Annotated in this window: 23 protein-coding genes; 13 read left to right on the top strand and 10 right to left on the bottom strand. The window is 56.1% G+C overall.

Annotated features, from left to right (window positions below; all coding sequences use genetic code 11):
- Positions 1-2: 2 nt before the first annotated feature.
- Both rpmB and radC read right to left on the bottom strand, forming a co-directional pair.
- Positions 3-239 (bottom strand): 50S ribosomal protein L28, encoded by a 237-nt coding sequence (gene rpmB / locus L2097_RS17625; protein WP_002436699.1) that lies wholly within the window; start codon positions 237-239, stop codon positions 3-5.
- Positions 240-454: 215 nt separating this feature from the next.
- Positions 455-1,123 carry a RadC family protein gene (gene radC / locus L2097_RS17620; RefSeq protein WP_047372591.1) on the bottom strand — a complete coding sequence of 223 codons (669 nt, stop codon included), beginning with the start codon at positions 1,121-1,123 and terminating at the stop codon, positions 455-457.
- A 172-nt stretch (positions 1,124-1,295) separates the two neighbouring features.
- Between radC and coaBC the strand changes: the two genes are divergently transcribed.
- The 3 genes from coaBC to slmA all read left to right on the top strand — a co-directional run bounded on the left by coaBC (position 1,296) and on the right by slmA (position 3,659).
- The gene (coaBC, locus tag L2097_RS17615; protein ID WP_120785470.1) at positions 1,296-2,507 is read left to right on the top strand and encodes a bifunctional phosphopantothenoylcysteine decarboxylase/phosphopantothenate--cysteine ligase CoaBC; all 1,212 of its coding nucleotides are present in this window, start codon (positions 1,296-1,298) and stop codon (positions 2,505-2,507) included.
- On the top strand, positions 2,485-2,943 hold the full coding sequence (gene dut, locus L2097_RS17610) for a dUTP diphosphatase (RefSeq protein ID WP_039080113.1): 459 nt from the start codon (positions 2,485-2,487) through the stop codon (positions 2,941-2,943). Before coaBC ends, dut begins: the two co-directional genes overlap by 23 nt.
- A gap of 119 nt (positions 2,944-3,062) precedes the next feature.
- Entirely contained in the window at positions 3,063-3,659 is a 597-nt protein-coding gene (slmA, locus tag L2097_RS17605; protein WP_039080112.1) for a nucleoid occlusion factor SlmA, read from the top strand.
- Between the two features lie 91 nt (positions 3,660-3,750).
- Here the strand turns inward: slmA and pyrE are convergent, their stop codons facing one another.
- Together pyrE and rph are read right to left on the bottom strand one after the other, a co-directional pair.
- On the bottom strand, positions 3,751-4,392 hold the full coding sequence (pyrE, locus tag L2097_RS17600; protein ID WP_047372589.1) for an orotate phosphoribosyltransferase: 642 nt from the start codon (positions 4,390-4,392) through the stop codon (positions 3,751-3,753).
- 88 nt (positions 4,393-4,480) lie between these two features.
- Positions 4,481-5,197, bottom strand: a complete 717-nt coding sequence (gene rph, locus L2097_RS17595; RefSeq protein WP_047372588.1) for a ribonuclease PH — start codon at positions 5,195-5,197, stop codon at positions 4,481-4,483.
- Positions 5,198-5,321: 124 nt separating this feature from the next.
- Here rph and L2097_RS17590 point away from each other — a divergent pair, with 124 nt between their 5' ends.
- The 3 genes from L2097_RS17590 to L2097_RS17580 all read left to right on the top strand — a co-directional run bounded on the left by L2097_RS17590 (position 5,322) and on the right by L2097_RS17580 (position 7,893).
- Positions 5,322-6,185: a YicC/YloC family endoribonuclease gene (locus L2097_RS17590; RefSeq protein WP_085005085.1), complete on the top strand. Its 864-nt coding sequence runs from the start codon at positions 5,322-5,324 to the stop codon at positions 6,183-6,185.
- A 134-nt stretch (positions 6,186-6,319) separates the two neighbouring features.
- The gene (locus L2097_RS17585) at positions 6,320-7,576 is read left to right on the top strand and encodes a glycoside hydrolase family 28 protein (RefSeq protein ID WP_250353392.1); all 1,257 of its coding nucleotides are present in this window, start codon (positions 6,320-6,322) and stop codon (positions 7,574-7,576) included.
- Positions 7,577-7,608: 32 nt separating this feature from the next.
- On the top strand, positions 7,609-7,893 hold the full coding sequence (locus L2097_RS17580) for a hypothetical protein (RefSeq protein ID WP_250353391.1): 285 nt from the start codon (positions 7,609-7,611) through the stop codon (positions 7,891-7,893).
- A 159-nt stretch (positions 7,894-8,052) separates the two neighbouring features.
- Here L2097_RS17580 and ligB read toward each other — a convergent pair whose 3' ends face one another.
- Positions 8,053-9,729, bottom strand: a complete 1,677-nt coding sequence (gene ligB / locus L2097_RS17575) for an NAD-dependent DNA ligase LigB (protein ID WP_250353390.1) — start codon at positions 9,727-9,729, stop codon at positions 8,053-8,055.
- A 256-nt stretch (positions 9,730-9,985) separates the two neighbouring features.
- Between ligB and gmk the strand changes: the two genes are divergently transcribed.
- From gmk to recG, 5 genes are all read left to right on the top strand, one after another.
- Positions 9,986-10,609 carry a guanylate kinase gene (gene gmk, locus L2097_RS17570; RefSeq protein ID WP_039080107.1) on the top strand — a complete coding sequence of 208 codons (624 nt, stop codon included), beginning with the start codon at positions 9,986-9,988 and terminating at the stop codon, positions 10,607-10,609.
- Between the two features lie 53 nt (positions 10,610-10,662).
- The gene (gene rpoZ / locus L2097_RS17565; protein WP_000135058.1) at positions 10,663-10,938 is read left to right on the top strand and encodes a DNA-directed RNA polymerase subunit omega; all 276 of its coding nucleotides are present in this window, start codon (positions 10,663-10,665) and stop codon (positions 10,936-10,938) included.
- 18 nt (positions 10,939-10,956) lie between these two features.
- Positions 10,957-13,083: a bifunctional GTP diphosphokinase/guanosine-3',5'-bis pyrophosphate 3'-pyrophosphohydrolase gene (gene spoT, locus L2097_RS17560; RefSeq protein WP_047372567.1), complete on the top strand. Its 2,127-nt coding sequence runs from the start codon at positions 10,957-10,959 to the stop codon at positions 13,081-13,083.
- A gap of 231 nt (positions 13,084-13,314) precedes the next feature.
- Entirely contained in the window at positions 13,315-14,004 is a 690-nt protein-coding gene (trmH, locus tag L2097_RS17555; protein WP_085005088.1) for a tRNA (guanosine(18)-2'-O)-methyltransferase TrmH, read from the top strand.
- Positions 14,005-14,009: 5 nt separating this feature from the next.
- Positions 14,010-16,091 (top strand): ATP-dependent DNA helicase RecG, encoded by a 2,082-nt coding sequence (recG, locus tag L2097_RS17550; RefSeq protein ID WP_250353518.1) that lies wholly within the window; start codon positions 14,010-14,012, stop codon positions 16,089-16,091.
- On the opposite strand, the gene L2097_RS17545 is transcribed toward recG, so the two are convergent.
- Positions 16,092-16,769, bottom strand: a complete 678-nt coding sequence (locus tag L2097_RS17545; RefSeq protein WP_142517160.1) for a hypothetical protein — start codon at positions 16,767-16,769, stop codon at positions 16,092-16,094. It abuts the gene before it with no gap.
- A 226-nt stretch (positions 16,770-16,995) separates the two neighbouring features.
- On the opposite strand from L2097_RS17545, the gene L2097_RS17540 reads away from it, so the two are divergent.
- Together L2097_RS17540 and L2097_RS17535 are read left to right on the top strand one after the other, a co-directional pair.
- Positions 16,996-18,381, top strand: coding sequence for a uracil-xanthine permease family protein (locus L2097_RS17540; protein ID WP_047372564.1), 1,386 nt, complete (start codon positions 16,996-16,998; stop codon positions 18,379-18,381).
- 120 nt (positions 18,382-18,501) lie between these two features.
- Complete coding sequence (locus L2097_RS17535) at positions 18,502-20,244, top strand: AsmA family protein (protein WP_250353389.1); 1,743 nt, start codon at positions 18,502-18,504, stop codon at positions 20,242-20,244.
- 479 nt (positions 20,245-20,723) lie between these two features.
- On the opposite strand, the gene L2097_RS17530 is transcribed toward L2097_RS17535, so the two are convergent.
- The 4 genes from L2097_RS17530 to L2097_RS17515 form a co-directional block, all read right to left on the bottom strand.
- On the bottom strand, positions 20,724-21,410 hold the full coding sequence (locus tag L2097_RS17530; protein ID WP_250353388.1) for a D-lyxose/D-mannose family sugar isomerase: 687 nt from the start codon (positions 21,408-21,410) through the stop codon (positions 20,724-20,726).
- The gene (locus tag L2097_RS17525; protein ID WP_250353387.1) at positions 21,410-22,324 is read right to left on the bottom strand and encodes an ROK family protein; all 915 of its coding nucleotides are present in this window, start codon (positions 22,322-22,324) and stop codon (positions 21,410-21,412) included. The genes L2097_RS17530 and L2097_RS17525 overlap by 1 nt, the downstream gene beginning before the upstream one ends.
- A gap of 48 nt (positions 22,325-22,372) precedes the next feature.
- Positions 22,373-23,233 (bottom strand): ketose-bisphosphate aldolase, encoded by an 861-nt coding sequence (locus L2097_RS17520; protein ID WP_047372560.1) that lies wholly within the window; start codon positions 23,231-23,233, stop codon positions 22,373-22,375.
- An 81-nt stretch (positions 23,234-23,314) separates the two neighbouring features.
- Entirely contained in the window at positions 23,315-24,166 is an 852-nt protein-coding gene (locus L2097_RS17515) for a class II fructose-bisphosphate aldolase (protein ID WP_250353386.1), read from the bottom strand.
- Positions 24,167-24,173 lie beyond the last annotated feature (7 nt).

The raw sequence follows: 24,173 nt of genomic DNA, 5'->3' as shown, positions 1-24,173 counted from the left end.
ACTTAGTACTTTTCGCCACGGGCACGCAGTTCAGACAGAACTGTATCGATGCCTTTCTTATCGATTACACGCATACCTTTAGCAGATACGCGCAGGGTGACAAAACGCTTCTCGCTCTCAACCCAGAAACGGTGAGAGTGCAGGTTCGGCAGGAAACGGCGTTTAGTCGCGTTCAGTGCGTGGGAACGGTTGTTACCGGTCACCGGACGCTTGCCAGTAACTTGGCAGACTCGGGACATGTCTATTCTCCAAAAATCAAATTAGCTCGAGCTTCGTATGGGGTATTGGCGCCTCGTCAGGCTTTCACAGCCTGGTCTGACGGTTCTAAGCGAACTCGTGTAGCCAGGCCCAATTGCCAAACCCGAGATTCTCAAAGGTGGCGTAGTATACGCTGAGTCGGCGATGTGCTCAAGTCCCGAACAGACAAAGATCCCGATGGATCGCCCAAAGAGGTCTAAATCCAGCCCCGTTCTGCGAACGAAACGTACTCTCCACGGCCTATCACCAGATGATCGAGCACACGAATATCCATAAACTGACAGCACTTCACCACCCTTTCGGTGATGATTCTATCCGCTTTGCTGGGTTCAGCGCTACCCGAAGGATGATTATGTGCAAGGATCACGGCGGCGGCATTCACTTTAATCGCCTCGCGGACAATCTCGCGCGGATGCACTTCCACTTGATTAATGGTGCCGGAAAAAAGACGGCAATGCTTCAACACCCGGTTTTGGTTGTCGAGAAAGATCGCCATAAAGATCTCGCGCTCTTCGCCTGTCAGTTGGCTTTGCAGAAATTCCCGGGTCATCTCCGGGCTTAGTAATGATGTTTCTTCCAGTAGCCGTACGCTGTAGTAACGCCGCGCAAGTTCGGCAATCCCTTTCAGTTGCGCGTATTTCGCCACCCCAATGCCGTTAACCCTGGCAAAATCTTTGTAGTCCGCCGAGAGCAGCCCGTAGAGTGAACCGAAGTGCTGCAGCAAGTCGCGGGAAAGCGTCATCACTGATTTCCCCCGCGTGCCAGTGCGTAAAAACAGCGCCAGTAGTTCGATATCTGTCAGCGACTCGATACCCGCACTCATCATTTTTTCTCTGGGTAATGGGGGTAAAAAAACCGTTTCCATGTCACATCCTCCCTTTTACGCACCATGCTGCCACAAGCGAAAAGGCGCATCGACACGGGATCGCCACGCTTGCGTAATACCTCGCAAAGAGCACGACGGGCAAAAGCACGACAACAACAGGATTGTGATAAAATGCCCGCCTTCTGGTGAAATCCAACAGGAAAGAGTCATGATGAGTCTGGCGGGTAAAAAAATCGTTCTCGGCATAAGCGGCGGTATCGCGGCTTATAAAGCGCCTGAACTGGTGCGTCGTCTGCGCGATCGGGGCGCCGATGTGCGCGTAGCGATGACCGAAGCGGCGAAAGCCTTTATTACGCCGCTGAGCCTGCAGGCCGTTTCAGGCTACCCGGTTTCCGACAGCCTGCTCGACCCGGCTGCCGAAGCCGCAATGGGCCATATTGAGCTGGGTAAATGGGCCGACCTGGTGATTCTCGCCCCCGCCACCGCCGATTTAATCGCGCGCGTTGCTGCGGGTATGGCCAATGACCTGGTGTCGACGATTTGTCTTGCCACGCCTTCTCCGGTTGCGGTTGTGCCCGCCATGAACCAGCAGATGTATCGCGCCGCCGCCACGCAGCACAATTTAGAGGTGCTGGCCTCGCGCGGGCTGTTATTGTGGGGCCCCGATAGCGGCAGCCAGGCCTGCGGGGACATCGGACCGGGCCGGATGCTGGATCCGCTGACCATCGTTGATCTCGCCGCTGCGCATTTCTCGCCTGTCAACGATCTGCAACATCTGAATATCATGATTACCGCCGGTCCAACCCGTGAGCCGCTGGACCCGGTGCGTTATATTACGAACCACAGTTCCGGTAAGATGGGCTTTGCCATCGCTGCGGCGGCCGCCCGTCGTGGCGCTAACGTGACACTGGTATCAGGCCCGGTGTCGCTGGCAACGCCAGCCTGGGTAAAACGGATTGACGTGACCACCGCGCTGGAAATGGAGGCCGCCGTGCAGGGCCTCGCTCAGCAGCAGCATATTTTTATTGGCTGTGCCGCCGTTGCGGATTATCGCGCCGCCGCCATTGCCGACGAAAAAATCAAAAAACAAGGCGATGAATTAACAATAAAAATGGTCAAAAACCCGGATATTGTCGCCGGTGTCGCCGCATTGACCGAGCATCGCCCCTATGTCGTTGGGTTTGCCGCCGAAACAAATAATGTGGAAGAATATGCCCGGCAAAAACGTGCCCGCAAAAACCTTGACCTGATTTGTGCCAATGACGTTTCGCAATCAGATCAAGGATTTAATAGCGACAATAACGCTTTACATCTTTTCTGGCAGGATGGCGATAAACATTTACCGCTAAAGAGCAAGGAAGAGTTAGGCCACTTATTACTGGACGAGATCGTTACCCGTTATGATGAAAAAAATCGACGTTAAGATTCTGGACCCGCGCGTAGGTAAGCAGTTTCCACTGCCTACTTACGCCACCGCCGGTTCTGCCGGCCTTGATCTGCGAGCCTGTCTCGATGACGCCGTAGAGCTGGCGCCGGGCGCTACCACTCTGCTGCCAACCGGTCTGGCGATTCATATTGCCGATCCGTCGCTTGCCGCAGTGATTCTGCCGCGTTCTGGCCTCGGTCATAAGCATGGTATTGTGCTGGGTAATCTGGTGGGGCTTATTGACTCTGACTATCAGGGGCAATTAATGGTATCCGTCTGGAACCGTGGTCAGGACAGCTTTACCATTGAACCCGGTGAGCGCATCGCGCAAATGGTCTTTGTTCCGGTCGTTCAGGCTGAATTTAATCTGGTTGAAGAGTTTGACGCCACAGATCGTGGTGAAGGTGGCTTCGGTCACTCCGGGCGTAAATAAGCAGCCCATTTAACGCATCCTGCGGCGACATAACGCCATAACATTTCCGCAAACGCCGGTTTGCGGCCGCCGCGTGGATGTTCGCCTGATAAGCGCTTATTTCAGGGGTATTTTGCAACATGGCAGAAAAACAAACCGCGAAAAGGAATCGTCGCGAAGAAATACTTCAGTCTCTGGCACTGATGCTTGAATCCAGCGATGGAAGTCAACGCATCACTACGGCAAAACTGGCGGCGTCTGTTGGCGTCTCCGAGGCCGCTTTGTACCGACATTTCCCTAGCAAGACACGCATGTTCGATAGCCTCATTGAGTTTATCGAAGATAGCCTGATTACACGCATTAACCTGATCATGAAAGATGAAAAGGACACCACAGCGCGCCTGCGTCTGATCGTGCAATTGATTCTGGGGTTTGGTGAGCGTAATCCTGGGCTGACCCGCATTCTTACTGGTCATGCGCTGATGTTTGAACAGGATCGCTTACAGGGGCGTATCAATCAGCTTTTTGAGCGTATCGAATCCCAGATTCGTCAGGTACTGCGCGAAAAGAAGATGCGTGAAGGTGAAGGCTACGTCACTGACGAAACGCTGCTGGCAAGTCAGTTGCTATCGTTTTGTGAAGGAATGCTGTCACGCTATGTGCGTAGCGAGTTCAAATACAGCCCGACCGATGAGTTTGAAGCACGCTGGCCATTGCTGGCGGCGCAGTTGCAGTAAACGATAAGTTATCCCGGATGGCGGTTAACCGCCTTATCCGGGCAACTTTATCGATGTATCCCCGATAAGCGCGGCGCCACCGGGAATACTATCAAACGCCGAACTCTTTCCGGTATGCCCGTACCGCAGCCAGATGGTCAGCCATCTCCGGCTTCTCTTCCAGATAAGCAATCAGCTCTTTCAGGGTGACAATTGAAATCACTTTGCAACCGTAGTCGCGTTCAACTTCCTGGATCGCGGAAATATCCGCACGTCCACGCTCCTGACGATCAAGAGAGATCAGCACGCCAGCCAGCGTCGCACCGTGCGCCTTGATGATCTCCATGGACTCGCGAATTGCCGTACCAGCCGTGATCACATCATCCACCAGCATGACGCGGCCCTGCAATGCGCTTCCCACCAGCGTACCGCCTTCGCCGTGGTCTTTGGCCTCTTTGCGGTTAAAGCAATACGGTACGTCACGCTCATGGTGCTCAGCCAGTGCGACCGCTGTGGTGGTCGCAATAGGGATACCTTTGTAGGCCGGACCAAACAGCAGGTCGAAATCAATTTTCGAATCCACCAGCGCTTCGGCGTAAAAACGGCCCAACAACGCCAGGTCGCGCCCGGTATTAAACAGGCCGGCGTTAAAGAAATAGGGGCTTTTACGCCCGGATTTCAGGGTGAACTCGCCAAACTTGAGTACCTGTTTGTTAAGCGCAAACTCAATAAACTCACGCTGATACTGTTTCATGGATTCGCTCCTCATCTTAGAACCAGCCTCATTAGGCTCTTTCTTTTTAACGGACAAAAAAAAGGCGACTTCTCAGTCGCCTTAAAAACTAGTTTTCCAACGCCGCTTTCTGCGTCGCGATAATCGATTCGATTCCCCCTCGGGCCAACGCCAGCAAGGTCAGGAGTTCCTCATGAGTGAACGGTTCGCCCTCGGCGGTCCCCTGAACTTCAATGATGCGGCCATCTTCGGTCATCACTACGTTCATGTCGGTTTCCGCTGCGGAGTCTTCAACGTATTCCAGATCGCAAACCGCTTCGCCATTGACGATGCCGACAGAAACCGCAGCCACCAGCCCTTTCATCGGGTTCGCTTTCAGTTTGCCTGCGCTTACCAGCGCGTTCAACGCATCGGCCAGCGCAACGCATGCACCGGTGATGGAAGCAGTACGGGTGCCGCCATCGGCCTGAATCACGTCGCAGTCCAGGGTGATGGTGTATTCACCCAGCGCGGTTAAGTCGACGGCCGCACGCAGCGCACGGGCGATAAGGCGTTGAATTTCCATGGTGCGCCCGCCCTGTTTACCCTTCGCCGCTTCGCGCGCATTACGGGTGTGGGTAGAGCGTGGCAGCATGCCATATTCAGCGGTAATCCAGCCCTGGCCCTGACCTTTCAGAAAACGCGGTACCCCCTCTTCAAGGGTGGCGGTGCACAGCACTTTAGTATCACCGAATTCAACCAGCACGGAGCCTTCTGCGTGTTTTGTATAGTGGCGAGTCAGGGTGACGGGACGCACCTCGGTGGTGCTACGGCCTGCTGGACGCATGATGATTTCTCCGGCTGTTACGAATGTGGCTGCGCATTATACTGGCTTACCGAGGTTATTCCTATCCTGATAAGCCCGTGAAAGCTATAATCCCCGCATCTCTCCTTAAAAAACGGGAACGTCTATGATCCGCAGTATGACCGCCTACGCCCGGCGTGAAATCAAGGGTAGCTGGGGCTCTGCCTCCTGGGAACTGCGCTCGGTAAACCAGCGTTATCTTGAAACTTACTTCCGTCTGCCGGAACAATTTCGTAGCCTGGAACCCGTGGTTCGCGAGCGCATCCGTGCGCGTCTGACTCGCGGGAAAATCGAATGTAATTTACGTTTTGAACCTGATGCCAGCGCGCAAGGCGAGCTGATTCTCAACGAAAAACTGGCAAAGCAGCTGGTGAACGCCGCCAACTGGGTCAAAATGCAGAGCGATGAAGGCGAAATCAACCCGGTGGATATTCTGCGCTGGCCGGGTGTTATGGCCGCTCAGGAGCAGGATCTGGATGCGATTGCCGCCGAAATTCTGTCAGCACTTGATGGCGCGCTGGATGACTTTATCGTTTCCCGTGAAACCGAGGGCCAGGCGCTGAAAGCGTTGATTGAGCAGCGCCTTGAAGGCGTGAGCACCGAAGTGAAAAAAGTCCGTGCGCAGATGCCGGAAATCCTGCAGTGGCAACGTGACCGCCTGGTTGCCAAACTGGAAGATGCGCAGGTTCAACTCGAAAATAATCGCCTTGAACAAGAGCTGGTGCTCATGGCGCAGCGCATTGACGTTGCCGAAGAGCTGGATCGTCTGGACGCACACGTCAAAGAAACCTGGAACATCCTCAAGAAGAAAGAGGCTGTGGGTCGCCGTCTCGACTTTATGATGCAGGAGTTCAACCGTGAGTCGAACACCCTGGCGTCTAAATCCATTAATGCCGATGTCACCAATTCCGCCATTGAGCTGAAAGTGTTGATTGAGCAGATGCGCGAACAGATTCAGAATATCGAGTAATCGTGCGCCAGTACCCTGAAAGCCCGCCCGTTGCGGGCTTTTTTATTTTTAAGACCTACCTTACGGCACCGCTTTACAGTTCGGCATCGCTCCCGGTATTGTGATTTTCAGGGTTCCACCTGTCCGGGCTTTTTATGTTTTCATCCTCGCGACCACTTCATACCCGTACATACTATCTGGCCGCACCCCTGTTGATGCTTAGCGCCTTCGGGGTACAAGCCGGGGACACGCGCACCGTCACAGAGCCCGTCCCACCGCCGCCCTGTCAGACGCTCTATGCCAGCGGAACAGACGATGCAACGCAGGCCATCCAGACGGCACTCAATACCTGCGCTCGCGGAAAAACAGTGCATCTGGCCGCATCTGAAAACACAGACACTTTCTACAGCGGCCCGCTCAGCGTGCCATCGGGCGTAAGCCTGGCGATCGATAAAGGAGCAACGCTGAGAGCTGCCGCTAACCCGGCCCGTTTCGACACCGGCAAACAGACCTGCGGCACGCTGGATAATTCCGGGAAGGGCTGTAAGCCATTTATCTGGATTAAAAATGCGGTCGGCAATGGGATTTATGGGCAGGGGACAATTGATGGCCAGGGTGGCGCGGTCATGGCCGGGCGAAACCAGACCTGGTGGCAACTGGCAAAGGAGGCGCAAAAAAGCGACAGCAAACAGAATGCGCCTCGTTTGATCCAAATTGATAATTCCAGCGATATCACGCTGTACCAGGTAACCCTTAAAAACGCGCCAAATTTCCATATAGTGGGCAACCGCAGTAACGGGCTGACGCTGTGGGGGATCACTATCGACACCCCCGCTTTTGCGCGCAATACGGATGGTTTTGACCCTATGGGGTCGACGAATGTGACGCTCACCCACAGCGTGATCGGCACCGGGGATGATAATGTGGCCATTAAGGCCGGGAATGCCAGCACGTCCCATATCTCTATTGTGGATAACCGATTTGGTTCCGGACACGGCATGTCCATTGGTAGCGAGGTCAATAAAGGCGTGAGTGACGTGGACGTCAACCTTCTTACGCTGAACGGCACAACCAACGGGCTGCGCATTAAAAGCGATCGTTCGCGTGGAGGCCTGGTCACCGCAGTTACCTATCGCCATATCTGCATGGAAAACGTGAAAAACCCGATTGTTCTGGACACGCGCTATGAGCCGAAAGCACAGGGAGACAACCTTCCCGTTTTTCGTGATATTACGTTTGATCAGGTCAAAGTGCTTACGGCAGGTACGCTGACATTTCAGGGAGACAGCGACAGCAATCCGATTGTGACCACCCTGAACAATGTGACACTTGCCAGTGATTCGGCAATACACAAAAAATACGCCATTCTCCAGGGCACCATCGCATCAGGTGCCACGGGATCATGTCCTTAAAGTCAATGCGTGGGACACTCACGAGGCAGAATATGACTATCATTAACGCCACAAATATCCGCAGCCACAATTTGTCCGAATGCCATCATTTCATCATCAGGATAGTGGGTAAGTCCTGGCGACGGGGCACCTCTAATCGTACCAACTGCTCCGGCTACAACATCAACCAGCATATTTATGATGGGATGACCGTTGAAGCGTACCAGGAGATGGTCACCCTAAAATTTGATAAGAATGACCCGCAATTTTCGTTAACCAAACATCTCAGGTACGACATTGAGAAAGGATTCATTGAGCTACATGGCCCGTCGGTTTAGCTCAGGCAGACTTTCTCATTTTTGATGCGTTGCCATATGGTTACGCACGTGGCGCCTGCGATGTAAATCGTGACCAGCCTTTTATCATCAGATGGATAGTCAAACCCGGCGATTCCGATGCTGACGATTACGGAGAAGGATACCTCCGCAGACGCGGCGCTAAAAAACGACGATGCCATGTTCACCCAGCCACGCCGCCAGCGTCTGAATCACCGGATCCTGAATAAATGCCATGATCTGGCGGGCCTTCTCGGTACCGATGCCCGGCAGGCGCTGCCACGCCTGGCTACTTCGGTCCTGCATCTGCTGCCAGTGGGTATCTCCGGCGGCCCGAATTGCCGACTTTGTTAAAGGCAGACCCATTGCATAAATCCAGCGCACAAACGGACGGTCGCGCGCCAGCTCAAAACGATGCCAAAGTTGCAGCCCTCTTGCAGGCGTTATTCCGACGGTTTCCTGCAATTGTGTTTTGGTCAGCGCCAGCCAGGAAAAGAGATGTTCAAAGCGATGTGCCTGATGCAATACCCGCCATCCCGCCTCCCCCAGGCCGTCAATGTCCAGCGCCTGCTTTGAACTCAGCCACGTCAGACGGGCCAGAAATTGCTCCTGGCACTCCGACGAGGCATAAAAACAGGTGAGCGGCGTGAAAACCGGGGCTGGCGGTTGCGGTTTATCGCGAACCTGCCCGCGCCAGACCACATCATCAATGCGCGGTATCCCTTGCCCTGCAAGACTTACCCGTACGCGATCGCCAGGCGCGATATCCAGTTCCTGCCAACGCCGTACGGAACCAATGTTGACCCGCTGCACACGTTTATCATCCAGCTTTATCGGTTCAAGTTGGGCAACCACGGCTATTTTCCCGGTACGCCCGACGGTAAAGCGGATGTTTTTCACTTCGGCGACATGTTCGACCGGCGGATATTTCCATGCCGCAACCCAGGCACCTTGCCCCGGACTCCACTGTTTTCCGTCCGGTTCCTGAGCACTACGCACCACCACACCATCCGTCACGAAAGGCAGTGCAGTAGTAAACCAGCGCTCGCGGAGGGTTTCCACCTCGCTGATATTGCTGACGGGCACACTGTAGCGCTCCACCCAGTCAAACCCGGCCTGCGTTAATATTTGCAGGCGTTGGGTTAACGTTTGTGGCCCATCCGGCCAGCTCCAGACAAAGACGGCAATATCGTTCAACACATCCGCCCCGCCTCGCCGCATCATGGCGCCCGCCACTTTGGCCCTGGCGTTCATCCCGCCCATCTGCTTTTGGATGTGGCCCTCGCGCTTTAAAAACAACTCGCCCTGTAAAACGCTGTTTGCCAGTGCGCCCGTAACGTTTTGCGGTAAAGCGGGAATACGACGGGCGTTCTCCGTCCAGTCTTCCCCCACCAGCCCATTTCCCCGGCTGATCACCCGTTCAAGGGTGCCGTGGCGATAGACCAGTGTGACCGCCACCCCATCCACTTTCGGTTGTGCCCAAAGCGCTGTTTTACCCGCCATCCATATCTGTAGCGCTTCTTTATTACGCAGTTTATCGACCCCTGTATGCGCGACCGGGTGCCTCACTGTACCGCCGGATAACACTGGCGCATCATAAGCAGCCTCCTGCCCAAAACAGCGCCGCCAGTTCGCAAGCTGGGCGTTGAGATTATCGTAAACATCGTCGCTCACGGCGCTCGCGCCCTGTAGCCAGTAATCCTCATTCCATTGCGCCATCTGTTTTTCCAGCAGTGCAATCTCTTGCTCTGCCCGCGCAGGCGTCCATACCGGGCAAGCCGCGTAACTGCATGCGCTCCATACCACCGCGCCGATCATCATAAATATCCTGATCCACATTTCGCCATCTCCTTAGCTGAATGCTGCGGGTATATCGCGACGGGAATAGGTTTTCGAGGCGAAAACATAGGGTTTGCGAGGCAGGTTCCGGCGTTTTTCACCGTTTGCAGAAAAAAGGTGGCAAATCAGGGAAAAGGCGCGCAAAACACCATTATCCACAGTAAAAAGTGTGACGAGGGCTACGTCACGTTGCGCCGTTGTGTATAATAGGCACGTATGTAAGTTTCCTTTCGCAATTCACATACAAAAGACTCTCATGGCTCAAGGCACGCTTTATATTGTTTCCGCCCCCAGTGGCGCGGGTAAATCAAGCCTCATCCAGGCTTTATTAAAAACCCAACCGTTGTATGACACCCAGGTTTCTGTTTCACACACCACGCGCGCGCCGCGTCCGGGTGAAGTGCACGGTGAACACTATTTCTTCGTTAATCATGCCGAATTTAAAGCGATGATTGACGATGACGCCTTCCTTGAACACGCCGAGGTATTTGGCAATTATTACGGCACATCGCGCGCTACGATTGAGCAAGTTCTTAAAACGGGCGTAGATGTATTCCTGGATATTGACTGGCAGGGCGCGCAGCAAATCCGCATGAGAATGCCGCAGGCGCGCAGCATCTTTATTTTGCCGCCGTCAAAAATCGAGCTGGACAGACGTCTGCGCGGTCGCGGTCAGGACAGCGAAGACGTTATCGCAAAGCGCATGGCGCAAGCAGTTGCGGAAATGAGCCATTACGCAGAGTATGATTACCTTATTGTGAATGATGATTTCGATACCGCCCTGGGTGACCTCAAAACCATCATTCGCGCCGAACGTCTGCGTATGGGCCGCCAGATGCAGCGACATGACGCTTTAATCAGCAAACTGTTGGCAGACTGAACTCACATTCAGTATCATGCCCAGTCCATCACCATCTGTGGAGCATTTTAAATATGGCACGCGTAACTGTTCAGGACGCTGTAGAGAAAATTGGTAACCGTTTTGACCTGGTACTGGTCGCCGCGCGTCGCGCTCGTCAGATGCAGGTAGGCGGAAAGGATCCGCTGGTACCGGAAGAAAACGATAAAACCACCGTTATCGCGCTGCGCGAAATCGAAGAAGGTCTGATCAACAACCAGATCCTCGACGTACGTGAGCGCCAGGAACAGCAAGAGCAGGAAGCCGCTGAATTACAAGCCGTTACCGCTATTGCTGAAGGTCGTCGTTAATCAATAAGCGGGTCGCCCTTGTATCTGTTTGAAAGTCTGAATCAACTGATTCAAAACTACCTGCCGGAAGACCAGATTAAGCGTCTTCGGCAGGCGTATCTCGTTGCACGTGACGCTCACGAGGGCCAGACACGTTCAAGTGGTGAACCCTATATCACGCACCCGGTTGCCGTAGCCTGTATCCTGGCCGAGATGAAACTCGACCACGAAACGCTGATGGCCGCGCTGCTGCATGACGTGATTGAAGATACCCCCGCAACCTACCAGGACATGGAACAGCTGTTTGGCAAAAGCGTTGCCGAACTGGTGGAAGGGGTGTCAAAGCTTGATAAGCTCAAGTTCCGCGACAAGAAAGAAGCGCAGGCCGAAAACTTTCGCAAGATGATTATGGCGATGGTGCAGGATATCCGCGTCATTCTCATCAAACTCGCCGACCGTACTCACAACATGCGCACGTTGGGCTCTCTTCGCCCGGATAAACGTCGTCGCATCGCCCGTGAAACCCTCGAAATTTACAGCCCGCTGGCGCACCGTTTAGGTATCCATCACATCAAAACCGAGCTTGAAGAGCTGGGCTTTGAAGCGTTGTACCCAAACCGTTATCGCGTCATTAAAGAAGTGGTAAAAGCCGCGCGCGGTAACCGTAAAGAGATGATTCAGAAGATCCTTTCTGAAATCGAAGGGCGTTTGCAGGAAGCGGGCATTCCGTGTCGCGTCAGCGGTCGCGAAAAACATCTGTACTCCATCTATTGCAAGATGGTGCTCAAAGAGCAACGTTTTCATTCAATTATGGATATCTACGCCTTCCGCGTAATCGTCCATGATGCTGACACCTGCTATCGCGTGCTGGGCCAGATGCACAGCCTCTACAAACCGCGTCCAGGTCGCGTTAAAGACTATATTGCCATTCCAAAAGCGAACGGCTATCAGTCTCTGCACACCTCGATGATCGGTCCCCATGGCGTCCCGGTTGAAGTGCAAATTCGCACCGAAGATATGGACCAGATGGCGGAAATGGGGGTCGCGGCGCACTGGGCCTACAAAGAGCATGGCGAAACCAGCACCACCGCGCAAATCCGCGCCCAGCGCTGGATGCAAAGCCTGCTCGAACTGCAACAGAGCGCAGGCAGCTCGTTTGAATTTATCGAGAGCGTTAAATCTGATCTCTTCCCGGATGAGATTTATGTTTTCACCCCGGAAGGCCGCATCGTGGAACTGCCGGCAGGCGCGACCCCGGTCGACTTTGCCTATGCGGTACACACCGACATCGGCCACGCTTGTGTGGGCGCACGCGTCGACAGGCAGCCGTATCCCCTGTCGCAGTCGCTTTCCAGCGGCCAGACCGTAGAAATCATTACCGCACCGGGCGCACGCCCGAATGCGGCATGGCTTAACTTTGTCGTGAGCTCCAAAGCCCGCGCCAAAATTCGCCAGTTGCTGAAAAACCTCAAGCGTGATGACTCGGTAAGCCTTGGCCGCCGTCTGCTCAATCACGCACTAGGTGGAAGCCGTAAACTGGCGGAAATTCCGCAAGAACATATCCAGCGCGAGCTGGACCGTATGAAGCTCGCCTCGCTTGACGATCTGCTGGCAGAAATCGGTCTCGGCAACGCCATGAGCGTGGTGGTGGCGAAGAACCTGCAGCAGGGCGAAGCGGTGGCGACAACGCAAAGCACCAGTACCGCCACGAGTGCCAGCGGCGGTCATTTGCCGATCAAAGGTGCGGACGGTGTGTTGATTACTTTCGCGAAGTGCTGCCGTCCGATTCCCGGCGACCCGATTGTGGCGCACGTTAGCCCTGGCAAAGGGCTGGTTATCCACCATGAATCTTGCCGTAACATCCGTGGCTACCAGAAAGAGCCAGAGAAGTTTATGGCCGTTGAGTGGGACAAGGACACCGCGCAGGAATTTATCACCGAAATCAAGGTGGATATGTTCAACCATCAGGGCGCGCTGGCGAATCTGACTGCGGCAATCAACACCGCATCTTCCAACATTCAGAGCCTGAACACGGAAGAAAAAGACGGTCGCGTTTACAGCGCCTTTATCCGTCTGACGTCACGCGATCGCGTCCATCTGGCGAACATCATGCGTAAAATCCGCGTCATGCCGGATGTGATTAAAGTCACCCGTAACCGCAACTAGTGTTGACTCAAAAGCATTCGAATTGCTTCACAAACGCTTTAGCGTTTTGAACAGCGCTTGCGCTGGCCCTGAAAGGGTGAGGCGGCAAGCCGAAAAACGCGGCAACCGAATGACAAATCTGCCGGGAGCGGATTTGAACGCGGCTTGCAGCGGCCCCGTAAGGGGCGAGGCACAGGGATGGGCCGAGTCATCCGCAGCGATTAAAGGGGCAATGTGAAGGATGAAGTGGATATGAATGCACAACGTTATGCGCGAATCCGCGAGATGCTGGCCAGACGTCAACCGGACCTGACCGTCTGCATGGAGCAGGTCCATAAACCGCATAACGTCTCCGCTATTATCCGCACCGCAGACGCTGTCGGCGTACATGAAGTTCACGCCGTCTGGCCGAGCCGTCGCATGCATACCATGCTGTCATCCGCGGCGGGCAGCAACAGTTGGGTGGAAGTGAAAACCCACCCAACCATCGGCGACGCCGTTTCCCAATTGAAAGCGGCGGGAATGCAGATACTGGCGACACATCTCTCAGACAAAGCCGTTGATTTTCGCGAGATCGACTACACCCGTCCCACCTGTATTTTGATGGGGCAGGAGAAAACCGGGATCAGCCAGGAAGCATTAGATCTGGCGGATCAGGACATCATCATCCCGATGATCGGCATGGTGCAGTCACTGAATGTCTCCGTTGCCTCTGCGCTGATCCTCTATGAAGCCCAGCGCCAACGGCAAAACGCCGGTATGTACCTGCGCGAAAACAGCATGCTGCCCGACGAAGAGCAGCAGCGTCGGCTGTTTGAAGGCGGTTATCCGGTACTGGCGCGCGTCGCCAAACGCAAAGGTCTGCCGTATCCCCGCGTCAATGAACGCGGCGAAGTGGATGCCGACGAAGGCTGGTGGGCTACCATGCAGGCAGCGAGATAACGCCTATGCAAGGTCGCCTGTTGGATGCTGTCCCCCTCAATACTCTTACCGGCGTTGGCGCGGCGCAAGCCAACAAACTTGCCAAAATTGGCCTGCATACGGTTCAGGATTTACTGCTGCACCTGCCTTTACGCTACGAAGATCGCACCCAACTCTACCCCATTGCCGACCTGCTGCCGGGCATTTACGCCACGGTCGAAGGCGAAGTGCTGAACTGCAATATCACCTTTGGCGGGCGTCGGATGATGACCTGCCAGATAAGCGACGGTTCCGGCATTCTGACCATGCGCTTTTTCAACTTCAACGCGGCGATGAAAAACAGCCTCGCGACCGGGCGTCGTGTGCTGGCCTACGGTGAAGCAAAGCGCGGGAAATACGGCGCAGAGATGATTCACCCGGAATACCGCGTGCAGGGCGATCTCAGCACGCCGGAATTACAGGAAACCTTAACGCCGGTTTATCCGACAACCGAAGGGATAAAACAGGCGACGTTACGCAAGCTCACCGATCAGGCGCTGGATCTGCTTGCCACTTGCGCGATTACTGAACTGCTGCCGCCAGAGCTGGCACAGGGGCTAATGACACTGCCGGAAGCCTTGCGCACCCTGCATCGCCCGCCGCCGACGTTACAGCTCGCCGAGCTGGAAACCGGGCAACACCCGGCGCAAAGACGTTTAATCCTGGAAGAGTTACTGGCACACAACCTCAGCATGCTGGCGTTGCGTGCCGGGGCGCAGCGTTATCACGCAAAGCCGCTGAATCCTCAGGATACGCTGAAAAATGCCCTGCTGGCCTCGTTGCCGTTCAAACCTACCGGCGCTCAGGCACGCGTGGTGGCAGAAATTGAACGTGACATGGCGCTCGATGTGCCGATGATGCGCCTTGTGCAGGGTGATGTGGGCTCGGGGAAAACCCTGGTCGCGGCGCTGGCAGCCTTGCGGGCGATTGCTAACGGCAACCAGGTGGCATTAATGGCGCCGACCGAGCTGCTGGCTGAACAACATGCCAATAATTTCCGCAACTGGTTTGCCCCGCTCGGTGTGGAGGTGGGCTGGCTGGCGGGTAAACAAAAAGGCAAGGCGCGCCAGGCCCAGCAGGACGCGATTGCCTGCGGTCAGGTACAAATGATCGTCGGCACACACGCTATCTTTCAGGAGCAGGTGCAGTTTAACGGCCTCGCGCTGGTGATTATAGACGAACAGCACCGCTTCGGCGTCCATCAGCGTCTGGCACTGTGGGAGAAAGGCCAGCAGCAGGGTTTCCATCCCCATCAGTTGATCATGACCGCAACGCCGATTCCACGTACCCTGGCGATGACCGCGTATGCCGATCTCGACACCTCAGTTATCGACGAACTCCCGCCGGGCCGAACGCCTGTGACCACCGTCGCCATCCCGGATACCCGACGCAGCGAAATTATCGATCGCGTGCGCAACGCTTGTACCGGGGAAGGTCGCCAGGCCTACTGGGTCTGTACGCTGATTGAAGAGTCTGACCTGCTGGAAGCCCAGGCAGCGGAAGCCACATGGGAAGAGTTAAAGCTGGCGCTGCCGGAGCTGAACATCGGCCTGGTTCATGGTCGCATGAAGCCGGCGGAAAAACAGACAGTGATGCAGGCTTTCAAGCAGGGCGACATGCACCTTCTGGTAGCGACAACCGTGATCGAAGTGGGCGTGGATGTGCCTAATGCCAGTCTGATGATTATCGAAAACCCGGAGCGTCTGGGCCTTGCGCAACTTCACCAGTTGCGCGGTCGCGTCGGACGTGGCGCGGTAGCCTCGCACTGCGTACTGCTCTACAAATCGCCGTTGTCGAAAACCGCGCAAAAACGCCTGCAGGTGCTGCGCGACAGTAACGACGGGTTTGTGATTGCGCAAAAAGATCTGGAGATTCGCGGTCCCGGCGAGCTGCTCGGCACCCGCCAGACCGGGAATGCCGAGTTCAAAGTGGCCGATTTGCTGCGTGACCAGGCGATGATCCCGGAAGTGCAGCGCATCGCCCGTCATATTCACGAACGCTATCCTCAGCAGGCCGCAGCCCTTATTGAGCGCTGGATGCCGGAAACAGAGCGTTATTCAAACGCCTGATCACTGTTTGTGATAGACGTTATCAAAACTGACGTTCATGCCACCGCAATAGCCGCTATCATGGACAATTAAATTGCCATTGACCAGTTGCGCCGTCCCGCTACAGGTGTATTCCTCTTTCGGGTTTCCCCAATGCAGCGCATTCCCCTGTGGCGTTATGGTTTCATCGAGATCGCCGGTGTGGACAATGTCATACCCTTGCGAATCTTTCCCGCCATACCAGGTCGCCTGGCCGTCGACATTCAGCTGTCCTTTCCCGACAGAGGTGATGTGAATTTCATTGTCACCCACTTCGGCTCGCCATTTACCGGTCCATTCGGCAAGCGTTGCGCTGTGTACCGGCTGTTTTTCCAGATTTGCGGTAGACATCCAGCCGACAAACTCATGCTTTTTACCTGAGTACCAGACGCAGCTCCAGCCCGGCACTTCCTGCGCCACCAGCACCGTATTGCCCGCCACCAGATACGGTTTTGTTGCGCAGGCGTTGCCTTGCCCTGGGCATCCCTCATCGTCACGATAAAAATGCACTTTTGCATCGCCGTCGGCTTTCACTGTTGCCTGGTTGAACACGCCTGGCCAGGTGGGAAAATAACCATTACGGCAACTGTGCAGATCGTATTCGTCAGCAAGACACCCGGCGGAGAAAAAGGTCAGCGCGAGCAGTATTTTTCCTTTCATATCAATCCCTAACTTTTAATTTTCATGCGCGATTGCCGATGATTTTAGCATTGCGCAAATCCTGCAGAGCGTTAAATACCCGGATCAACCAAAATCCGTAGGCTTTAGAACCCAATTTGTCGCTCTCAACATTCTTTATAAAAGTACGTTTTATTGTTTAGCAACCGTTTGCTTTTACCAAACAGTCCGATAGAATCTCCGCTTTTCCATCAGGGGATTGTTTGCGATGTCTGTCAACACCATCGAGTCCGAAAATGCGCAAACGGTTGCGCATACCCAGCCCAGTGAGCTGATCTACCGCCTTGAAGACCGCCCACCGCTGGCGCAAACTATTTTTGCCGCGCTACAGCACCTGTTAGCGATGTTTGTTGGCGTTATCACGCCAGGCCTGCTGATTTGCCAGGCGCTGGGTCTACCGGCTCAGGATACGCAGCACATCATCAGCATGTCGCTGTTCGCCTCCGGCGTCGCATCCATCATCCAGATAAAAGCCTGGGGTCCGGTCGGTTCCGGCCTGCTGTCTATTCAGGGCACCAGCTTTAACTTCGTTGCGCCGCTGATCATGGGTGGTACCGCACTGAAAACCGGCGGTGCCGATGTGCCGACAATGATGGCCGCCCTGTTCGGCTCCCTGATGCTGGCAAGCTGCACCGAGATGGTTATCTCCCGCATTCTGCCGTTCGCCCGCCGCATCATCACCCCATTGGTCTCCGGTGTGGTGGTTATGATCATCGGCCTGTCGCTGATTCAGGTTGGCCTGACGTCCGTGGGTGGTGGCTTTGGCGCGATGGCGAACCATACCTTCGGCGCGCCGAAAAACCTGCTGCTGGCAGGCATTGTCCTTGCCATCATCATCCTGTTGAACCGCCAGCGTAACCCGTACCTGCGAATCGCCTCCCTGGTGATTGCGATGGCGGTCGGCTATCTCGTCGCCATGATGATGGGTATGCTCCCGGCTTATAACGCGCCGTCCAGCGCCATTATGATCCCCACGCCGCTGTATTACGGCCTGAGCATCGACTGGAGCCTGCTGCTGCCGCTGATGCTGGTGTTTATGATCACCTCGCTGGAAACCATCGGCGATATCACCGCAACGTCAGACGTCTCTGAGCAGCCGGTTTCCGGCCCGGTGTACATGAATCGCCTGAAAGGCGGAGTTCTGGCAAACGGTCTGAACTCCTTTGTCTCTGCGGTGTTTAACACCTTCCCGAACTCCTGTTTCGGCCAGAACAACGGCGTGATCCAGTTGACGGGCGTCGCCAGTCGTTATGTGGGTTTCTTCGTTGCCGTCATGCTGATGGTGATGGGCCTGTTCCCGGCCGTGGCTGCGTTCGTTCAGCAGTTGCCTGAGCCGGTACTGGGCGGAGCGACGCTGGTGATGTTCGGTACCATTGCCGCTTCTGGCGTGCGTATCGTTTCCCGCGAGCCGCTGAACCGCCGCGCGATCATGATCATCGCTCTGTCGCTGGCCGTTGGCCTGGGCGTGTCCCAGCAGCCGATGATTCTGCAATTCGCCCCTGACTGGCTGAAAAATCTGCTCACTTCCGGTATCGCTGCGGGTGGCATCACCGCTATCGTACTGAACCTGGTTTTCCCTGCCGATAAGCCGTAATTCCAGCAGAGGCAGCGGATGAATTCCGTTGCCTCTGTAACGCTCTTTCACCATTCGTGCCTTGAGGAATGCGCATAAATCGTGCATAACTCCTGTACGGGCTTACGAGGGTGGAAGATCATGAAATTTATTGGAAAGCTGCTAATTTTCGTCATTGTCGTCCTGCTGCTGGCGATAGTGGCCTGTTATTTCCTGCTGCAGACCCACTGGGGCGCAACGCAGGTCAGTAACTGGGTAAACGAAAAGAGTCAATATCACCTCGCCGTTGATGCTATTGACCACCAGCTTTCCTCGCCTTCCCATGTGCTGTTACGCAACGTTAATTTTGGTCGCAAAGGGCAGCCCGCTACGCTGGTCGCCAAAGCCGTTGATATCGGTCTGAGTAGCCGCCAGTTCACCGATCCACTGCACACCGATACTATTTTGCTGCAGGACGGCACGCTAAATCTCTCCCCGGCTACCGCGCCGCTCCCTTTCCAGGCTGACCGTCTGCAACTGAGCAATATGGCCTTTAACAGCCCGGCGACTGGCTGGGATCTGAGTGCGCAACGCGTCACTGGCGCCGTGATCCCATGGCAGCCGGTCGAGGGCAATGTGCTCGGCACGCAGGCGCAAATCCAGATGAGCGCCGGCTCGATGACCCTTAACGGCGTCCCTGCCAACAATGTTTTAATTCAGGGGAGTCTCGATAAAGGCACGGTCACGTTAACGACCATCGGCGCAGATATGGCGCGTGGTTCGCTGACCGGCAATGCGCGACGCGATGCGGATGGCGGCTGGGTGGTGGATAACCTGCGGCTGACCGATATTCGCCTGCAGAGCGACAAATCGCTGAAAGATTTTTTTGCACCGCTCACCACCCTGCCGTCGCTACAAATCGGGCGACTGGATGTGACCGATGCGCGCCTGCAAGGGCCAGAATGGGCGATTGCAGACCTGGACCTGACGCTGCGCAACCTGACGCTGACCAAAGGCGACTGGCATACGGATGACGGTCAGCTATCGATGAACGCCAATGAATTTATCTACGGTTCGTTGCATTTCTATGACCCGATTGTGAACGCCGAATTTACCCCGGCGGGTATCGCGATGCAGCAGTTCACTACCCGCTGGGAAAACGGAATGGTGCGCACATCCGGCTACTGGACGCGCAGCGGTAAAGCGCTGGTGCTAAACGATGCGGCCATCGTCGGGCTCGAATATACGCTGCCCGCCAACTGGAAACAGCTGTGGATGGATACCCTGCCCGACTGGCTCAACAGCGTCACGCTGACCAAGTTCAGCGCCAGTCGCAACCTGGTGATTGATATCGACCCGGCATTCCCGTGGCAGTTAACCTCACTGGATGGCTACGGCACTAACGTACAGCTGGCGCGCGACCACAAATGGGGGGTGTGGAATGGCGATGTGAAGCTCAATGCCGCCGCCGCAACCTTTAACCGGGTGGATGTGCGCAGGCCGTCACTGGGGTTGAGCGCCAACGGCAGTTCAGTAAACATTACTGAGCTGAGCGCCTTTACCGAAAAAGGGATGCTGGAGGCAACCGCCGTCGTGGGGCAGACGCCGGACCGCACCGTCAAAGTCAGCCTGAACGGTCGCGGCGTACCGGTGAATGTGCTGGAACAATGGGGATGGCCAGCATTGCCCATTAGCGGCGACGGTAATCTGCAAGTGAGCGCCACGGGCCGCATTCAGGCCGATGCGCCGTTAAAACCAACGGTTGATGGCGAGCTTTCTGCCGTCAATGCCCAGCAACACCAGGTGAAACAGACGATGCGCAACGGCGTGGTGTCCGGTGGTGAAGGTGTTGCGCCCGCGTCGGCGCCTGTTCCGACGCCAACCACGACACAGCCAGCGCCGTAACCCATTTTCCCCGGTGGCGCTGCGCTTACCGGGGCTACCAACCGTATCCGGAAATCCCCTCACCCCGTCCCTCTCCCCGAGGGCTGAGAAATCCCAGTCATATTACGTCTTACAGCGATGACACCGCGTAATGAGAACGAAACAGTGACAGCGATGACAGGGTCCGGCTGAAAATCGATGAGGCGTTGACGGCTGACCGGGGCCGCCCGCAGGGAAGCGGGCGGAGGGGATAGCCTGCAAGGACGCAGGCTGGTCCCCGACCCGAAAGTCAGACGACATAAGCATCATGGACCGCGCCAGCGGCGATTTTCCTGGCCGGGAGCCCGGGTCGCCAGGGTGGTGGCGGTGAGCCACCCTGGCACGTTCACGGGTTCTGTCGCGACAGAAAAGCACAGAACATAAGGTGAACGGAATGACCACCAGAGCCACATTTCCCCCCTCGGGAAAAGGGAGAAAAACGCGCCGCGCATCCGGGAACATCACGCCACATTCAAACGCCCATACTCATGGCATAACAACCACTTCACGGGCACATCCTCATCAATGGCCGGGAAACGCCCGCCGGGTTCGAGAAAATGGTTATCGCGCTTGTCGTCATTGACCATCGAAATCTCCCAGCCGAGCACAAACGCTTTCTCGGCCCAGAAACGGTGATACAGACGCGGCGGCAGGCACACTCCCTGACCCGGTTTTAACACCAGCGTCTCGCCGGGCTTAAACGAACGACGCCGCCCGTCCACGCTCACCTCTACCGTGCGCCGCTCGTCAAACAACGCCTCCTCTGTCGCCCAGCCGAGCTGCATACATAAATCGCCGCCGCCCCGGTTCAGAATGTCTTCCATCTTATGGGTATGAAAATGCCACGGCGTCTCCTGCTCCTGCTGAATTTGCAGCATCTTTTCGGCATACGGTTTGGGGTATATAGCTGAATTCAGCGCGCCGTTACGCAACGTCAGCAGCGTCAGGCCCGTTTTACTGAAATCACCCCGGCCAAAATCGGTGATATCCCAACCCAGCTGCAGGTCCAGCACTTCGCTCCACTCCGCCAGCGGCTGCTGCCGCCAGGCATCGGCGGTAAAGAATGCAAACGTCGGCAGGCACACGCGAAACGTCTCGGCGATGGCATGGGCTTTATCAATGGCATAATTAATGTGTGAACGTCTCATTAGATTCTCCCGCTTCGAATGGCAAGCCAGGCAGCGCCGCGCATGCCGCTGCTGTCACCGTGATGGGCTTTCACGATGGGGGTGGAAAAATGATCGGTAAAAACGAAAGGCGCCACTTCATCGGCGAGGTCCGTGATAAGCAACGCCGCGTTCGACAGCCCGCCGCCAATCACAATCACACCGGGGTCGAGAAGATTCACCACCGTCGCCAGCGTGCGGGCAAGCTGCTGGCGAAACCGCCTCACCTGCCGCACGGCATCGGGTTCCCCTTGCTGCGCCAGCGCCACAATCGCATCGCCCGTAAGATGCTGCCCGTTAAGCTGCTGATAGCGCTCGCTCAACCCCGTCCCGGAGACAAACGACTCCACGCAGTTATCTTTACCGCAGTAGCAGCGCACTGGCGGCCCATCGTGCTGTTCGCTGTAGCCTGGCAGGGTGATATGCCCGCACTCGGCGGCATTCCCCCACGCGCCAACGAACGGCTGGCGGTGAATGGCTATCCCGCCGCCGCAGCCAGTACCGAGCGTGATGCCAAACACCACCTCATGCTGCTGCCCCGCACCGTCGCAGGCTTCCGACAAGGCAAAGCAGTTGCCATCGTTCGCCATCACCACCGTCTGCCCCAGCAACTGCCGGAGATCCGTCTGCAATGGGCGGCCATTGATCACCTGAATATTCGAGTTCTTAATCAGCCCGTTCAGCGGCGAGACGCTGCCCGGCAGGGCAATCCCCGTCATCATCGGCTGTTGTATGTCATGGCGAATCTGATCGATAAAGGCGACCACCGATTCCACAAACTGCGGATAACTCGCTTTTTGCGTCGGACAGCGGTAACGGGCCAACTCCCGCCCCTGCGCATCCATCACCACCGTCGCGATTTTTGTGCCGCCGATATCCAGCCCCAGGTAGTACATGTCCCTTTCCTTATTGCGAAAGAGGCGGGCGAACCCGCCTCGATGGCCTTAGTAGAGCGAGGCTTTCCCGGTCGATCCAAACAGTTTCATTTTGTGGCGGATCACATCGCGCGCGGCGCTGATCGCATCCGGATAGATCACGTTCGGATCCCACCAGGTTTCGCGGGCAAGGATCTCACGCACTTTCTGGAAGTAGGCGTACTTCATGTCGCTGGAGATGTTGATTTTGCCCACGCCCAGGGTCACGGACTCGGCAATTTCCGCATCCGGGTTCGCCGACCCTCCGTGCAGTACCAGCGGAATATCCAGACGCCCCGCAATATCGCGCAGAATGTTCATTTGCAGCTTCGGCTGCATCCCTTTCGGATAGATACCGTGCGCCGTACCGATCGCCACGGCCAGAGTATCGGCCCCGGTGCGGGCAATAAAATCCTCCGCCTGTGCCGGGTCGGTGTAGGTCACTTCCGACACCCCACCCTCCACAGAGGTCCCCGTCTGGCCGATGGTGCCAAGCTCACCTTCCACCGAAACACCCACCGCATGCGCCAGGCGCACCACCTCTTTGGTCAGCGCCACGTTCTCTTCATAGGGCAGCAGCGAGCCGTCAATCATCACCGAGGTAAATCCACACTGAATCGCCCGCAGTACATGCTCGACCGACGCGCCGTGATCCAGATGCAGGGTGAACGGCACCGGGCTGCGCATCGTGATATCGCGGACATAGCCGAAAAAGCTGTCCCCGACAAAATCGTGTTCGCTGGGGTGGATGGAGATAATCGCAGGCGTGTTGGTGGCTTCCGCTTCTTCCACCACCGCGCGGATAAAGCAGCTATCCGCCACGTTGAACGCACCAATGGCGAAACCGTGCTGGCGGGTGGGTTTCAGTAACTCTTTCATCGAAATTAACATGTTAATTCTCCAGTTTCAGGGTGTAGCAAGCCCTGCCGGTGCGTCGTTGCAGAGGCATAGAAGGCGTAACAGAAAAAAGAATCAGGCTTTGCCGATAGCGCCGCTGGCCTGTAGATACGGGATTATGGCGTCCTCGCTGGCCTGTTCCATGGCGATCAGCGCGTCCACCAGCTCCAGAGAGCTGTCATGACACAGGGTATGCAGCAGCGCGGCTTTCCCGGCTTCGAACACCGCCGCGCCGACGTTAATTTTGGCGACGCCAAAGGACGGGCAACACTGCATCTGGTCAAACGGGGTTCCGCTGCCGCCGTGCAACGCCAGGGGAACCGTCGATTTGCGGGCCACCTCTTCCAGGCGCTGAAAATCGATAGCAGGCGTGATGCCGGGGGCGTACATGCCGTGTGCGGTCCCGACGGAAACCGCCAGCAGGTCAATCCCGGTCTGCGCAATAAACGGTTCAACGTCAGCAGCCTGGGTCATCAGATCCGCATTGGTGGCGTGGTCATAGCGCGGCGCATCGGCCAGATGGCCCAGCTCCCCTTCCACACACAGCCCGGCACTGGCGGCCAGTTCAACCACCGCGCGGGTCTGGCGGACGTTCTCTTCCAGCGGGAAGGCAGAGGCGTCAATCATCAGCCCACTGAACCCGGCGCGAAATGCCTGGCGAATACGCACCGGATCTTTCCCGTGGTCGAGGGCCAGCGTGACCGGCACCGTGGCTTCGTCAGCCAGCGCTTTCACCACCGCCACGGCAACCGATGGCGGGAAATGCGCCAGATGCCCCTGATACAGGTTCAGGATAATTGGCGCGCGGTGTTTCTCGGCAACCCGCACCGCTGCGCGGGCGCTTTCGAGGTTCATACAGTTGATGGCCAGCAGCGCATAGTGTTCACGCCAGGCTTTGGTCACCATGCTTTTCATATCGGCAAACATAGGGTCT

Source organism: Citrobacter sp. MNAZ 1397, from assembly GCF_023613995.1.
GTDB classification, from domain to species: Bacteria; Pseudomonadota; Gammaproteobacteria; order Enterobacterales; family Enterobacteriaceae; genus Phytobacter; species Phytobacter ursingii.
This window is presented reverse-complemented; position numbering and strand designations above follow the sequence as displayed.